We start from the raw sequence: 15255 nt of genomic DNA, 5'->3' as shown, positions 1-15255 counted from the left end.
CGCACCCGTCAGTTCTTCGGCCGGAGCTCGGCGCCGACCGCCTTGTTGACGAAGCGCAGCGTGTAGCCCTGGCGATAGTCGATAGCGCTCTTGACCACGCCGGCGCGCACCATCTTGTCGAAGAAGCTCGCCATCCGCTCATCGGTCATGGCGCCGATGCCGTTCTTGATGGAATCGCCGGAATCGACGATGCCGTGCTCGCGCATCTTGGCGACGCAATAGGAGAGCAGCTCGTCGTTCATGTCGGGATTGAGCTTCTTGATCATCGCATTGCCGGCCGAGTTGTCACCGTAGACGTAGTGGTACCAGCCGACGATCGAGGCATCGACGAAGCGCTGCACGAGGTCAGGCTTCTTGTCGACCAGGTCGCGGCGGGTCTCAATCAGCGTCGAGTAGGAGTTGAAGCCGTAATCGGCGAGCAGCAGCACGTTCGGCTTGAAGCCGGCGGCTTTCTCGACCGCGAAGGGCTCCGAGGTGACGTAGCCCTGCATCGCGGTCTGCTTGTTCACGATGAAGGGCTGCGGGTTGAAGGTGTAGGGCTTCACCTTGTTCTCGTCGAAACCGTATTCGGACTTCAGCCACTGGAAGTAGCTGGTGATGCCCTCCTTCGAAATCAAAAGCGTGAGCGGCTTCAGATCCTCGATCTTTGCGACCTTGACCTCGGGATGGGTCAGGAAGACCTGGGGGTCCTTCTGGAACATGGCGGCGACAGCGACCAGCGGCACGTTGTTGGTGACGGCGTCGAAGGTCTGCAGCGAGTTCGCGCTCATGAAGAAGTCGAGCTTGCCCGCGATCAGCAGCATCCGGTTGTTCTCGTTGGGACCGCCCGGCACGATGGTGACGTCGAGGCCGTATTTCTTGTAGGTGCCGTCGGCGAGCGCCTGGAAGAAACCGCCATGCTCGCCCTCGGCGACCCAATTGGTGCCGAACGAGACTTTGTCGAGGGTCTGCGCCCGCGCCGGGGCAAGCGCCGCGGCGACGCAAAACGCGGCGGTCAGAAGGCTTGTGGTTAACGCTCGCAGCAAAAAGGCCGGGATCATGGTTGGACTCCGTCGATCATTATGGCCCATGATGGAAGGCGGGAAGACGTGGACCGCGCCCGGAGACGCGAACCCGTTATGATGTTAAACAAACTAGCCTGCAAATCCATCCCGTGAAACGCTTGTATTGAAACGACCGGCTTGATGACTTCTCAGCTTCCGCCCCGCGACTGGACCGCCATCCACTGGCCCGATATCGCCAGGGATACGGCCGCGCGCTGGATCGCGGTGCTGCCACTGGCCGCGACCGAGCAGCACGGGCCGCATCTGCCGCTCGGAACCGACGTCATGATCGGCGAGGCCTATCTTTCGCGGGTGCGAGAGTTGCTGCCCGCGACCACTCCCGCCACGTTCCTGCCGTTGCAGCCGGTCGGCATCTCAACCGAGCACATCGATTTTCCGGGTACCTTGACCTTGCCGACCAACGTGGCGCTGAAGAGCTGGATGGCACTCGGCGAGAGCGTGGCGCGCGCAGGCGTCAGGAAGCTCGTGATCGTGACCAGCCATGGCGGCAATTCCGCCGCGATGCAGCTGGTGGCGCAGGATCTGCGCACGCACCATCAGATGCTGGTGGTGACCACGAGCTGGTCGCGCTTCGGCGCGCCCGACGGGCTGTTCGACGCCGGCGAATTACGCCACGGCATCCATGGCGGCGCGGTCGAGACCTCGATCATGCTGGCGAAATATCCGCACGCCGTGCGCAAGGATGCGATCGCGGACTTCAAGCCGGCCAGCGTGCGGATCGAGAAGGATCATCGCTTTCTGTCGACGCAGCGGCCGGCGCCGTTCGCCTGGCAGGCGCAGGACCTCAATCCGAGCGGCGCGATCGGCGATGCGACCAAGGCCTCGGCCGAGAAGGGCGAGAAGCTGATCGAGCACGGCGCGCGCGCGTTCTGCGTGCTGCTCGCCGATGTCGACAGGTTCGATCCCGGCGTATTTCGCGGCAAATGACCGCGATTGCTTCGTCCTGACAAGCGCGACGAAACAATTCGCGAAACCATATTTCCGCCCCGATCTTCGAACCGGAACCGGACAGCCTCCGTCCAACGGGCATGCGGACCACACCGGCGCCGCCCACACAGGATGGAGTATTCCATGTCGATCAAGACCAAGTTCGCCGCCCTCGCCCTCACCGCGCTCGCCGTGACCGGCACCATCGCGTCCACGACGTCGCAGGCTGAAGCGAAGCCCTATGGCTGGGGCTGGGGCGTTGGCGCAGGTCTCGTCGGCGCCGCCGTTGTCGGCAGCGCAATCGCGGCCAGCGACGGCTATTACTACGGCGGTGGCTATCGGCGCTGCGGCTGGGTGCGCCAGTTCGACGCCTACGGCAATTACATCGGCCGCGTGCGCAGCTGCTCCTACTGATCGACGCAATTCCTAAGGTTGCGGATCCTGCGTTCGGCACGGGTCCTCATCCACCCCGTGTCGCAACCGACCCGTCCGGCGATCCCCCCGGGCGGGTCAATTCTTGAACGCAGCGATCACAGATACTTCGCGACCAGCCTGAAATCGCGCAGCACGGCTCGCCCTTTCGGCCCTGATGCCTTCAGCGTCTCCTCCAGGCTGTGACCGATGTGATCGTGGATCAGCGCCTTCTTGGCGCTCTCGATCGCGCTCTCCACCGCCTGCAATTGCTGGGCGATCTGCGCACAAGGCCGGCCCTGCTCGATCATCTCGACGATGGTGTCGAGATGGCCGTTGGCGCGCTTCAGGCGCCTGGTGATCGCAGCGTGCGGATGGTCGTCGGACATCTGGCTCTCCTATCCTCCGGGGAGGATAGCTATGATCCTCCCCGGAGGATAGCCGAATCGACTTGACAGGCCATTGTCGCGGGCGTAGTGCCCGATGGCGGGAACGTTCGTTCCGCCCCGGGGTTCTGGCCCCGGAGACAAGTCGATCCACGAGCCAGCACAGAAGGCACATGGGCAGTAGCAACTCAGGCGACAGTAGTCCGGCGATGCCGGGACTGGTGACGCCGCAACACAGCAAGACTGATCGCGCAGATCTCGCCTGCGTGGACGGGTGGTCGCGCCCAAGCTGACCACTGCTCCTCACCGGCCTGCCGCGACCAGCGGAAGTGGAGGTGAGCGATGTTCGAAAAGCTCGCAAAATTCCGGCAAGCAAGCCCGCGGCGCGTTGTCGAGCCGCGGCGCATGCCGCCGCCGGCCGCCATTCATTGCAATGACAACCTGCCGGGCTTTCGCCGCCTGGCGGGCCGCCGCCGGCGTCCAACCCCGGCCTGTCATTGGGTCCTGATCGACGGCCGCCTGGAAAGCCGTTGGATCGTCGACGACAGCGGCGGTGATCTCGATCAGCAGCGACGCGCCGCAGCGAAGCCACGGCTGTGCGCTTAGGCCGACCGTGAGGGCGGGCTTGATAACGACAGTGCTGGCCGCTCCCTCTCCCCGTTCTTGCGGGGAGAGGGTTGGGGTGAGGGGCCGTCTCCGCGCACACGGTAATAGCTGAGTTCGCGGAAGCTCCCCCTCACCCGGATCGCATCTGACGATGCGATCCGACCTCTCCCCGCACGCGGGGCGAGGTGAAGCGGCGCCCGCTGCTCGGTCGGAAGTAGTCGTCTTGGTTTAGGAGGCCGACATGGACGAAGGACCTAGTCGTCCCGTTGCGCGCCATCGCGGCGCGGCAGCGGGATCATTGAGCTGCATCAGATCTGGAAATGCCGCTGCTCACGGCAGCGGAGACGTGCGCGCCTGACGACGCCTGCGTCCCTCCCGCCGTGCCGAAAGGCGGCGAGGAGACGCGAAATGACCGAAAGCAAGACCACACAAACCGCCATTCTCGACAGCGCGCATGCCGGCGACATCCACGGCGCGCTCGGCAGCATCGCGCGCGACGACACCGCGCCGCGCGCGACCTTGCTGGCCCGGCTGAAGACGCTGCTGGCGATCGTCGGTCCCGGCCTGATCGTGATGGTCGGCGACAACGACGCCGGCGCGTTCGGCACCTACACCCAGGCCGGACAGAATTACGGCACCACGCTGCTGTGGACGCTTCTGCTGCTGATCCCGGTGCTCTACGTCAACCAGGAGATGGTGGTGCGGCTCGGCGCCGTCACCGGGGTTGGCCATGCGCGGCTGATTTTCGAGCGCTTCGGCAAGTTCTGGGGTGCCTTCAGCGTCATCGACCTCCTGGTATTGAACGCGCTGACCATCGTCACCGAGTTCATCGGCATCACGTTTGCACTTCACTTTCTCGGCGTCTCGCAGTTCTGGGGCGTGTTGGCCTCGGCTGTTATCGTGATGCTGGCGGTCTCGACCGGCGACTTCCGCCGCTTCGAACGCTTCGGAATCGTGTTGGTCGCAGGCAGCCTGCTGCTGGTACCCGTGATCCTGATGGTGCATCCGCCGGTCGGGCAGATCGCGGCGGACTTCTTCGTGCCGAAGATGCCGCAGGACGCCAAGCTCAGTGAGGTGATGCTGCTGATCGTCGCCATCGTCGGTACCACGGTGGCGCCGTGGCAATTGTTCTTCCAGCAGAGCTACATCGTCGACAAGCGGATCACGCCGCGTTTCATCCGCTATGAGCGGATGGATCTGTGCATCGGCATCGTGCTGGTGGTGGTCGGCGCCGTCGCGATGATCTCGTTCTGCGCGGCAGTGTTCGCAGGAAAGCCCGAATTCGGCAATTACACCGACGCGCTGGGGACCGCTGTGGGCCTCGAGACATATGCCGGCCGGCTGCCGGCGGTGCTGTTCGCCCTTGCGCTGCTCGATGCCTGCATCATCGGTGCTGCGGCAGTCTCCCTCGCGACCGCTTATGCGATCGGCGACGTGTTCGCGGTCAAGCACTCGCTGCACCGCAAGCCGTGGGACGCGAAGGGCTTCTACAGCGTCTATTGCGGCCTGATCGTGCTCGCGGCGGCGCTGGTGCTGACGCCGGGCACGCCGCTCGGACTATTGACCAACGCGGTGCAGACGCTGGCCGGCGTGCTGCTGCCGAGCGCGACCGTGTTCCTGCTGCTGCTGTGCAACGATCGCCACATCCTCGGGCCCTGGGTCAATTCGACCAAACTCAACCTGTTCACCGGCGCGGTGGTCGCGGGGCTGGTGATGCTGTCGGTGATCCTGACCGCCGCGGTGCTGTTCCCCGATCTCGGCGAGGCGTGGATCATCGGCATCCTCGTCGCCGGCAGCCTGCTCGCGTTGTTGGTGACGGCAGCCGTCAAGTTCTACGAGATGTCGTCGCGCCGTCACGCGTCGTTCCGCTTCAAGCGCAAGCCGCCGCGAGAGTCTTTTCATGTCGAGCGCGACAGCTGGCGGATGCCGCCGCTCGACCGGCTGCCGCCGGCGCGGCTCAGCCCGCTGAGCCGGATCTGGATGATCGTGCTGCGCGGCTATCTCGTCGTCGCCGCCGGCCTCGTGCTGCTGCGGATCGTGCAGCTCGCCACGGTGGGAGCGTGACCGCGCTCAGTCGCGGACGGCGATGGGGCGCGCTCGTGCTGCTCAGGCTGGCGAGCGCCATCCTGCGCGGCGCGGCCGCGCTCCACCGGAAACGCACAATCTCAAACGCCGGACTGCGGACGGCGCTGTCGATGGCGCGATGTATCGAACGGGCCGGCGCGCGGGTCGTGCTCGGCAGAGCATCGCAGCCGGCATTCAACACAAAGGACGAGGACAATGGGGGCATCGATTGAACGGTCGGGTCGCGACCGATTTGCCACGGACACGCGGCCGATCGCCGCCGATGTGGCCTGCCGCCTCGCGCTGTTACGTGACTGTCACGGTGGCGTGCAAATCGGAACGGTATTGGGCGCACCTCAGTTGCTATTGCGAATTATTTGCAATAAGCAACAGGGGATGCTAGGTGCTGATCTGGCTTTGGATGGGACGACACAGATCGGACCGGGGACGGCGGGCGATGATTTCAAATCTCGGGTGGCAAGCGGCCAGCAAATCTGCAGTGATGCCGGGCGAAACCGCCACTCGTTCGCGGAAAGCCGCGTCATGACCTGCGTCCGCCTCTTCCGGGTCCAGATCGCCGCCGGCGCAGCGCTCGGTGCGGCAACCTTCGGCGCGCCGGCGACCGCGGCCGATCTGGCGCTCAAATCCCCCGCCGCCAGGGCGGTCTACAGCTGGACCGGATTCTATGTCGGCGCCCATGTCGGTTATGGCGACGGCACGCTGGGTCCCGGCACCAATCCGATCCTGGAACAGGGCGTGTTCTTTCCGCCCACCATCACCGGCGGGATCGGCGGCTTCCAGGTTGGATACAACAAGGAATTCGCCAACCGCTTCGTGCTCGGCATCGAGGCGGATGCGACCTTCACCGGCCCGACCGACCTGCCGCGGCGGGTGCTCGGCCCCTTCAATTCGTCGATCGACTATGTCGGCACGCTGCGCGGCCGCGCCGGCTACTCTTTCGGCACCTGGATGCCTTACGTGACCGGCGGCTTCGCCTGGGGCCACAGCCAGGTCCGGGTCAACGATGCCGCGGGCGAGGTGATCTCGGAGCCCGGGCAGTACCAGACCGGCTGGACCGTCGGCGCCGGCGCCGAATTCGCGGTGAGCGGCAATTGGACCGCCAAGGTCGAATACGACTATGTCGACCTGTCGCGCCGCACGCTCGGCCTCAATGATTTCGGCCTGCCCGGCGTCAGCATCGACCCGCGCATCCATTTGCTGAAATTCGGCCTCAACTATCAGCTTGGCGACTCGCCATGGTCGGCAACGCCGACGCGCACCGCGCTGCCCGAATCGAGCGACTGGAGCGTGCACGGCCAGACGACGCTGCTGCCGCAGACCTATCCGTCCTTCCGCTCGCCCTATGCCGGCACCAACAGCCTTCCCGGCGCGGGGCAGTTGCAGCAGACCTGGACCACGACGGCGTTTCTCGGCGTGCGGCTCTGGGAAGGCGGCGAGTTCTACTTCAACCCGGAAACCGCGCAGGGCTTTGGCCTCAACGGCACGCTCGGCCTTGCCGGCTTCTCGAACGGCGAAGCCCAGAAGGCCGGCGCTCCGTTTCCGAAAATCCGGCCGCAGCGCTACTACTTCAAGCAGACCTTCGGCTTCGGCGGCGAGCAGGAAGACGTCGCCGACGGCCCGAACCAGATCGCCGGCAAGCGCGATATCGACCGCCTCACGCTCGTGGTCGGGCGCTTTGCGGTCGGCGATTTCTTCGACGGCAATTCCTACGCCAAGGACCCGCGCGCCGATTTCATGAACTGGGCGATGTGGGCGTCCGCCGCCTACGACTTCCCGGCCGACCTGCCCGGTTACACCCGCGGCGCCGTGGTCGAGCTCAACCGCAAGGATTGGGCGGTGCGCGCCGGCCTGTTCCAGGTGCCGAACGCACCGAACAGCGACGTTCTGGTGTTCAACACCGGCGGCGCGGTGGTCGAGTTCGAGGGCCGCTATTCGATCTTCGATCAGCCCGGCAAGCTGCGCGTCGGCGTGTTCGGCAACCGCGGCAACACCGGCAACTACGCCCAGGCGCTCGCGATCGAGGACGCCAATCCGGGGCTTGACATCAACGACGTGATGGCCGGCATCCGCAAGGACAATCTGAAATACGGCTTCTATCTGAACGGCGAGCAGCAGATCGCAAAGGATGTCGGCCTGTTCGGCCGCCTCAGCTGGAACGACGGCCGGACCGAAATCCTGTCGTTCACCGATGTCGATCGCAGCGTGTCGGGCGGCCTGTCGATCAAGGGCAGCAGGTGGGGACGGGCGAACGACACGATCGGCATCGGCGGCGCGATCAACGGGCTGTCATCAGCGCATCGCGACTACCTTGCCGCCGGCGGCCTCGGTCTGCTGATCGGCGACGGCGCGCTGAACTACAGCCCGGAGCGGATCTTCGAGACCTACTACGCCTATCAGGTGAACAAGAACCTGACGCTGACCGCGGACTATCAGTTCATCACCAACCCCGCCTACAACGCCGACCGCGGCCCGGTGCACATCTTCTCCGGCCGCATCCACGGCGAGTTCTGAACGCGCCATCTCCCAACGTCGTCCCGGCGAAAGCCGGGGTGACAGCAACTTTGCCGCGCCGTTCTTCTCAACGATGTCTCGGAGTTGGTTGGTTCGGGCAGCAAACGCCCTCTCCCCACTCAGATATATGTAGACCCCCCGGGCTTGCCGCAAGCCCGGGGTCATCCCGTAGAACGCGCGCCCAATCGAACGGAGGAGTGCGGGATGCGGAAACATGCTGTGGTGATTGCCGGCGGAGGTCCGACCGGGCTGATGCTGGCGGGCGAGTTGGCGCTGGCGGGAATAGATGTTGCGATTGTCGAGCGGCGCGCGGGGGAGGACCTGATCGGCGCGCGGGCCGGCGGCCTGCACGCGCGCACCATCGAGGTGCTCGATCAGCGCGGCATCGGCGACCGCTTCGTCGCGCTGGGAACGCGCCATCCGGCGGTGCTGTTCCACTCGCATCTGGTTCCGCTTGAGATCACCGACTTTCCGACCCGGCGCAATTTCACGCTGGGGCTGCGGCAGAACCATATCGAGCGCCTGCTCGGTGAATGGGTCGGCGAACTGGCGGTGCCGATTATCCGCGCGCGCGACGTGACCGGCTTCACGCAGGACGACGCCGGCGTCGACGTCGAACTGTCGGATGGCCAATTGCTCCGGGCACAGTATCTCGTCGGCTGCGACGGTGGCCGGAGCCTCGTCCGCAAAGCGGCAGGCATCGAATTCGCCGGATGGGATCCGACCACGAGCTGGCTGATCGCCGAGGCCGAGATGTCGGGCGAGCCGGAATGGGGCTTTCGCCAGCACGACACCGGCACCTCAGCGATCGGCAAGGCGGAAGATGGCGGGCGGGTGCGGCTGGTGCTGACCGAGCGGCAACTCGGCACCGACCGGGAGCCGACCTTGCGCGACGTCAGCGAGGCACTGGTCGCCGCGTACGGCACCGATTTCGGCATCCACAGTCCGGTCTGGATCTCGCGCTTCACCGACATGACCCGGCAGGCCGTGACCTACCGCAAACAGCGCGTGCTGCTGGCCGGCGATGCCGCCCATGTGCATCCACCGATGGGCGGCCAGGGCCTCAATATCGGCGTGCAGGACGCGGTGAACCTGGGCTGGAAGCTGGCCCAGGTGGTCAAGCAGATCGCGCCGGACAGCCTGCTCGACACCTACGAAGCCGAACGGCATCCGGTGGCGGCCCGCGTGCTGCGCAACACCATGGCGCATGTCGCGCTCAACCGCACCGATCCGCGGACCAGGGCGTTGAGCGAGATCGTCTCCGACCTGCTGCGCATGGACGAGCCGCGCAAATGCTTTGCCGCGATGATGTCCGGCCTCGATCTTCACTACGATCTTGGCGACGGCCATCCGCTGCTCGGACGCCGCATGCCCGATCTCGATCTGGCCACGGCCAACGGCCCGATGCATGTCTTCGCGCTGCTGCACCACGCGCGGCCGGTGCTGCTGAATTTCGGCGAGCCCGGCGGCATCGCCATCGCGGGATGGACCGACCGGGTTCAGCTCGTCGATGCCGCGAATCGCGGCGCATGGGAGCTTCCCGTGCACGGAACGGTTTCGGCCCCGACCGCGGTGCTGGTTCGGCCTGATGGCTACGTGGCGTGGGTTGGCGAGCGAACGCTGGCCGGCCTGAGCGAGGCGCTGACCAAATGGTTCGGCGCGTCCGCTGCTACGTAATGAGCGTAGCCCGGATGGAGCGGAGCGTAATCCGGGATCGGTCGATCCGCAGAGAGTGGTCCCGGATTGCGCTGCGATTCATCCGGGCTACGGATTTGCCGCCACTACCCCGCCGGCTGGAATGAATCCGCGCGCGCCATCGCCCAGGCGTCGCGGAAGCGGCGGTCCTGGGTGCCTTCGAGCAGTTCGCCGGGGCGCAGCGTCGGATAGAGCTCGGCGAAGGAAGAGACTTCGGTGGTCGAACTCCGCTGCGAGAAGTGGATCGGGCGCAGCTCCTTGGTGTGCTCGAGGCCGGCGGCGGCGAGCAGCTCGGTCAGCGCGTGCAGGGTCGAGTGGTGGTAGTTGTACACGCGGTCAATCTTGTCGGGCACATAGAGCGCGCGGTTGCGGATCGGGTCCTGCGAGGTGACGCCGGTCGGGCAGCGATCGGTGTGGCAGCTCAGGGACTGAATGCAGCCGAGCGCGAACATGAAGCCGCGCGCCGAATTGCACCAGTCGGCCCCGATCGCCATCGCGCGCGCCATGTCGAACGCGGTCGCGATCTTGCCGGAGGCACCGATCTTGATGCGATCGCGCGCGCCGATGCCGATCAGCGCGTTGTGGACGAAATTGACGCCCTCGCGCATCGGCATGCCGAGATGGTCCATGAACTCGAGCGGCGCGGCGCCGGTGCCGCCTTCATTGCCGTCGACCACGATGAAGTCGGGATAGAGGCCGCTCTCGTGCATCGCCTTGCAGATCGCCAGGAATTCCCAGGGATGGCCGATGCACATCTTGAAGCCGGCCGGCTTGCCGCCGGACAGCTGGCGCATCCGGGCGACGAATTCCATCATCTGCAGCGGCGTCGAGAACGCCTTGTGATAGGCCGGCGAGATGCAGTCCTCGCCCATCGGTACGCCCCGGATCTTGGAAATCTCCTCGGAAACCTTCGCCGCCGGCAGCACGCCGCCATGGCCGGGCTTGGCACCCTGGCTGATCTTGAGCTCGACCATCTTGATCTGGTCGTCGCCCGCGACGCTTGCGAAGAGATCCGGATTGAAGGTGCCGTCGCGGTTGCGGCAGCCGAAATAGCCGGAGCCGATCTCCCAGATGATGTCGCCGCCCATCTCGCGATGATAGGGGCTGACGCCGCCCTCACCGGTGTCGTGGGCGAAGCCGCCCTTCTTGGCGCCGGCATTGAGCGCCCGCACCGCGTTCGGGCTCAGCGCGCCAAAGCTCATCGCCGAGATGTTGAAGACCGAGGCCGAATACGGCTTGGTGCAGTCCGGGCCGCCGACGGTGATGCGGAATTTCTGGTCGGCCCTCGGCTTCGGCGCCACCGAGTGGTGCATCCACTCATAGCCCTCGCGATAGACGTCCTCCTGGGTGCCGAACGGCCGCTTGTCGAGCACCATCTTGGCACGCTGGTAAACCACCGCGCGGGTGTCGCGGGAGAACGGCATGCCGTCCTTCTCGCTCTCGAAGAAATATTGCCGCATCTCCGGGCGGATTTCCTCGAGCAGGAAGCGGACATGCGCCGAGATCGGGTAGTTGCGCAGCACCGCGTGGTTCTTCTGGGTGAGGTCGCGGATGCCGAGCAATGTCAGCGCGCCGAAGATGACCAGCGGGATCAGGACGATCTTGAAGACCTTGTGATCGAAAATTCCAACCAGCAGCAGGAGCACGGTGACGACGGCGCAGATCGTCAGCACGATGAAACGTGGCGAGAACGGAAGCAGCACTGTATCCATGAAATTCCTCCGGTCTGCCCAAATGACCTGTCGGCCGCGAGCCTAATCCAACTCGCGGAACAAGTGCACTACGGTTATACGGCCGAGCAGTCACAGATGTGACAACCACCCGAATGGGCGGGTGCGGATACCGGTCAAATTGAAACGAGATCGGCTTTTGCAGTGCAACGAAGGGGCTGCGGATCGGATGCGATAACCTGCCGTCGCGGGCGCACTACCAAAATATCGAAAACAACACCATGCAAAGGAGCCGGCTGCGGCCGGCGCTCGACACAGCGACTTGACACGTCGGGCAACTCACCGGCACAATTCCACTATTCCGAAATCGTGATGTGAGTCTGCGGCTCCTCCAACCTGTCGTCCCTGCCTAGTGCGCACTTGCGCACGGGAGCAGGGACCCATGACCACAAATGCCAATTGTTGGGCCACGCTGGAACGACGAGTCCCTTCAACAAGATCCGCCGCAGCGTATGGGTCGCTGCTTTCGCAGGGACGACAATGGAGATGGTTCTCGATTCGAGGCGTCGCACTACGCGGTGTCATCACCCGCGCATGTGAGTGCGCTTGCAGAGGAGATGAGGAGAGAGCACCGTTCGCCTAGTGCTCGTGCGGCTGCAATTCGTGCGGGATGTGACCCGGCTTCAGGCCGTCGCCGTCGAGCCAGGCGTTGGTGGTGTCGAGTGCCCGGGTAATGTGATCGGCAGTCCGCGAGAAATCGTAGGGCGAGCCGACCAGCGGGCAGAGCGGCGGCACCACGAAGTACTCGACATCGGGCCCGATGTTCTCGAGCTCGTTGACGAGTTGCCGCGCGATCAGGAGCGTCAGCGCGTGCAGCGCATTGGCGAGCGCGCCGACCGGCGGCGCCTGGTTGGCGCAGGCATGCCCGGTCGGCAGCACGATCAGGCGTTTGGCACCGTGCCTGACCGCGACGCGGACCGGCGTGTTGCTGGAGATCGCGCCATCGGCCAGGAAACGATCGCGGTAATGCACCGGCGTGAACGCGCCGGGGATCGCGGTCGACGCGACGATCGCCTCGGCGGTCGAACCTTCCGACAGCACCACGCTGTCGCCGCTGATGATGTCTGTGGTGACGATGTGGATCGGGATCCGCGCGTCCTCGAGATTGCGGAACGGGATGTAGTCGTCGATCAGCTTGCGGACGCCGTCATGCGGGATCAGGAAGTCGCGCCGCCACAGGAAGCTCACCAGCGTCCGCCACGTCACCGGAAACACGTCCTGCCGGTTGAGGCCGCGCCAGATCTCGGCCAGCCGTGCGACGCCCGGGACCGTCGGGTCGCCGGCATAGAACGCGCCGTTCAGTGCGCCGACGCTGGAGCCGACCACCATGTCGGCGACCACGCCATGCGCGGCCAGCGCCTGCAGCATGCCGACCTGGATCGCGCCAAAGCTGCCGCCGCCGGCAAACACAAAGGCGGTCTTCGGTGCATCCGGATCGGTGATGGACAAGGTGCTGCTCCCAGATCGCCGCTTTCGCGCAACGGCCGCGCGGCGTTGGGGGCGTTATAGCAGCGGGGGAATGGGAGACGCCACATACTCACGGGTCGTCCTGGCCTAGTGCGCAATTGCGCACGGGAGCCAGGACCCATTACCACAAATGCAAAAGGCTGGAGCCTGATGGGGCCCCAGCCTTCGACAAACAAAGAGCGGTGGTTGATGGTGTGGACGGCCCCCTACGGCATCAGTGTGCCAGAATGAGGTTGTCTAGATCTCATACAAGGGAGCCGTCCGTGAACCAGATTATCCGCATTGGGATTGATACGTCGAAGTATATTTTTGTGCTGCATGGGGTTGATGCGGCGGAGCAGGTGGTGCTGCGCAAGAAGCTGTCGCGCAAACAAGTGCTGGAGTTCTTCGCCAAATTGCCGCCGACTGTGATCGGGATGGAGGCCTGCGGGGCTTCGCAACATTGGGCGCGTCAGCTTTCCAAGCTCGGTCACGAGGTGAAGCTGATGGCACCGCAATTGGTCAAACCCTACGTGATGCGGAACAAGAATGACGGGCGGGATGCAGAAGGCCTGTGTGAAGCGATGAGCCGGCCGAGCATGCGCTTCGTGCCGGTGAAGACGGCCGAGCAGCAGGCCGCGCTGATGCTGATGGGTGTCCGCGACGGATTGATCGTCCGGCGCACCCAGCTGACCAATACGATACGCGGCCACGCGGCGGAGTATGGCCTGATCGCCCCCAAGGGACTGGACGCGATCGAACCACTGCTGGTGCGGATTGCGCAGGACGAGACGCTTCCGGTTCTGGCGCGCGAGCTGTTTGTGGTGCTGGGCCGGGAGCGCGTCAGGCTCGAGGGTGAGTTGGAGGCGGTTGAGGCCAAGCTGATGGCCTGGCACCGCGCCGATGCCACGGGCCGGCGCTTGGCTCAGATCCCCTCGGTCGGTCCGATCGTTGCAACCGCGCTGGTGATGAAGACACCTGATCCGCGCACGTTCCGTTCTGGTCGTCATTTTGCGGCCTGGCTGGGATTGACACCCAAGGACCACTCCACCGCTGGCAAGACCAGGCTTGGCAAGATCACGCGGGCTGGCGATGAGAACTTGCGCCGTCTGCTGGTGGTCGGGGCCACAGCGGTGATCCAGCAGGCCAGGCGGGGACGCGGTCATCACTCGCGCTGGCTGCTGGCCCTGATCAAGCGCAAGCCGCCGAAGCTTGCGGCCGTGGCGCTCGCCAACAAAGTGGCCCGTATCGCCTGGAAGCTGATGGCAACGGGCGAGAGTTACGAGGCGGCACGGATGAATCCCATGACAGCCGCCGCCTAATCGATTAGCCGGCGGGCTCGCTCGCCGGCCGACCGGAGCTGCAAGAGCAGATGGAGCGATCGATCGAGCAACGATGCGAGACAGTCCGCAGGACCCATCGGCTGCCAACAGGCCGCGTGGTTGTTTGGAACTCGCATCGCGCAAACCATCTTGGCCAGCGATCCATTCGATCGCACCCAACAGGCCGGACATATGGATGCAAGCGATCCGATCTCACCAAACAGCTCTTGTGCCACGGGGGCCGTCCACATATGGGTCCTGGCTTTCGCCAGGACGACAATCTTAATGCTCGAGGCCTTAACGCTCGACGAACGCCTTCTCGATCACGAAGTGACCGGGGGTGTTGCCGCTGCCTTCCTTGAAGCCGCGCGTCTCGAACAGCTGCTTCAGCTCTTCCAGCATCGCCGGGCTGCCGCACATCATGATGCGGTCGGTCTCGATGTCGAGCGGGCCCTGATGCAGGTCGCTGAACAGCTGGTTGGAGGTGATCAGATCGGTGATGCGGCCGCGGTTGCGGAACGGCTCGCGCGTCACGGTCGGATAGTATGAGAGCTTCTCGGACAGCAGCGGCCCGAACAGTTCGTCGTCGCGCAGCTTGGCGACCAGCTCCTCGCCATAGGCGAGCTCGGAGACCTGGCGGCAGCCATGCACCAGCAGGATCTGATCGTAGCGATCATAGACCTCGGGGTCCTTGATCAGGCTGGCGAACGGCGCGAGGCCGGTGCCGGTCGACAGCAGCATCAGCCGCTTGCCGGGAATCAGGTTGTCGGTGATCAGCGTGCCGGTCGCCTTGCGGCCGACCAGGATGGTGTCGCCCTCGCGGATCTTCTGCAGCTTGGAGGTGAGCGGGCCGTCCTGCACCTTGATCGAGAAGAACTCGAGCTCTTCCTCGTGATTGGCGCTCGCCATCGAATAGGCGCGCAGCAGCGGCCTGCCGTCGACCTCGAGGCCGATCATGGCAAACTGCCCGTTCTGGAAGCGGAAACCGGAATCGCGGGTCGCCCGGAAGCTGAAAAGCGTATCGGTCCAGTGCTGAACGGAAAGAACTTTCTCTCGATAGAACGCGCTCATG

At 64.9% G+C, this 15255-nt stretch carries 13 protein-coding genes; 8 read left to right on the top strand and 5 right to left on the bottom strand.

The window, feature by feature from the left end; translation table 11 throughout:
* Positions 1 to 8 precede the first annotated feature (8 nt).
* Entirely contained in the window at positions 9 to 1040 is a 1032-nt protein-coding gene (locus tag ACVW1B_RS37940) for an ABC transporter substrate-binding protein (RefSeq protein ID WP_253605039.1), read from the bottom strand.
* 144 nt (positions 1041 to 1184) lie between these two features.
* Here ACVW1B_RS37940 and ACVW1B_RS37935 point away from each other — a divergent pair, with 144 nt between their 5' ends.
* Both ACVW1B_RS37935 and ACVW1B_RS37930 read left to right on the top strand, forming a co-directional pair.
* Complete coding sequence (locus tag ACVW1B_RS37935) at positions 1185 to 1991, top strand: creatininase family protein (RefSeq protein ID WP_253605047.1); 807 nt, start codon at positions 1185 to 1187, stop codon at positions 1989 to 1991.
* 144 nt (positions 1992 to 2135) lie between these two features.
* Positions 2136 to 2405, top strand: coding sequence for a hypothetical protein (locus ACVW1B_RS37930; protein ID WP_057020179.1), 270 nt, complete (start codon positions 2136 to 2138; stop codon positions 2403 to 2405).
* Positions 2406 to 2521: 116 nt separating this feature from the next.
* On the opposite strand, the gene ACVW1B_RS37925 is transcribed toward ACVW1B_RS37930, so the two are convergent.
* Positions 2522 to 2791 (bottom strand): metal-sensing transcriptional repressor, encoded by a 270-nt coding sequence (locus ACVW1B_RS37925; protein WP_253605054.1) that lies wholly within the window; start codon positions 2789 to 2791, stop codon positions 2522 to 2524.
* 339 nt (positions 2792 to 3130) lie between these two features.
* On the opposite strand from ACVW1B_RS37925, the gene ACVW1B_RS37920 reads away from it, so the two are divergent.
* From ACVW1B_RS37920 to ACVW1B_RS37900, 5 genes are all read left to right on the top strand, one after another.
* Positions 3131 to 3394, top strand: coding sequence for a hypothetical protein (locus tag ACVW1B_RS37920; protein ID WP_253605056.1), 264 nt, complete (start codon positions 3131 to 3133; stop codon positions 3392 to 3394).
* A 408-nt stretch (positions 3395 to 3802) separates the two neighbouring features.
* Entirely contained in the window at positions 3803 to 5458 is a 1656-nt protein-coding gene (locus ACVW1B_RS37915; RefSeq protein WP_253605057.1) for an Nramp family divalent metal transporter, read from the top strand.
* Complete coding sequence (locus tag ACVW1B_RS37910) at positions 5455 to 5691, top strand: hypothetical protein (protein ID WP_253605058.1); 237 nt, start codon at positions 5455 to 5457, stop codon at positions 5689 to 5691. The genes ACVW1B_RS37915 and ACVW1B_RS37910 overlap by 4 nt, the downstream gene beginning before the upstream one ends.
* 310 nt (positions 5692 to 6001) lie before the next feature.
* Entirely contained in the window at positions 6002 to 7990 is a 1989-nt protein-coding gene (locus ACVW1B_RS37905; protein ID WP_253605059.1) for a carbohydrate porin, read from the top strand.
* 204 nt (positions 7991 to 8194) lie between these two features.
* The gene (locus ACVW1B_RS37900; protein WP_456822837.1) at positions 8195 to 9667 is read left to right on the top strand and encodes an FAD-dependent monooxygenase; all 1473 of its coding nucleotides are present in this window, start codon (positions 8195 to 8197) and stop codon (positions 9665 to 9667) included.
* 104 nt (positions 9668 to 9771) lie between these two features.
* Here ACVW1B_RS37900 and ACVW1B_RS37895 read toward each other — a convergent pair whose 3' ends face one another.
* Together ACVW1B_RS37895 and ACVW1B_RS37890 are read right to left on the bottom strand one after the other, a co-directional pair.
* Positions 9772 to 11397, bottom strand: coding sequence for an FMN-binding glutamate synthase family protein (locus ACVW1B_RS37895; RefSeq protein WP_253605062.1), 1626 nt, complete (start codon positions 11395 to 11397; stop codon positions 9772 to 9774).
* Between the two features lie 597 nt (positions 11398 to 11994).
* Entirely contained in the window at positions 11995 to 12864 is an 870-nt protein-coding gene (locus ACVW1B_RS37890; protein ID WP_253605064.1) for a patatin-like phospholipase family protein, read from the bottom strand.
* Between the two features lie 281 nt (positions 12865 to 13145).
* Here ACVW1B_RS37890 and ACVW1B_RS37885 point away from each other — a divergent pair, with 281 nt between their 5' ends.
* A complete protein-coding gene (locus ACVW1B_RS37885; RefSeq protein ID WP_253605065.1) occupies positions 13146 to 14183 on the top strand; it encodes an IS110 family RNA-guided transposase in 1038 nt (345 codons plus the stop codon).
* Between the two features lie 297 nt (positions 14184 to 14480).
* Here the strand turns inward: ACVW1B_RS37885 and ACVW1B_RS37880 are convergent, their stop codons facing one another.
* Positions 14481 to 15254 carry a ferredoxin--NADP reductase gene (locus ACVW1B_RS37880; RefSeq protein ID WP_076832718.1) on the bottom strand — a complete coding sequence of 258 codons (774 nt, stop codon included), beginning with the start codon at positions 15252 to 15254 and terminating at the stop codon, positions 14481 to 14483.
* Position 15255 lies beyond the last annotated feature (1 nt).

The sequence above is a fragment of the Bradyrhizobium sp. USDA 4502 genome (assembly GCF_054063355.1).
The sequence above is the reverse complement of the archived record's forward strand: the minus strand, read 5'-3'. Positions and strand labels throughout refer to the sequence as shown.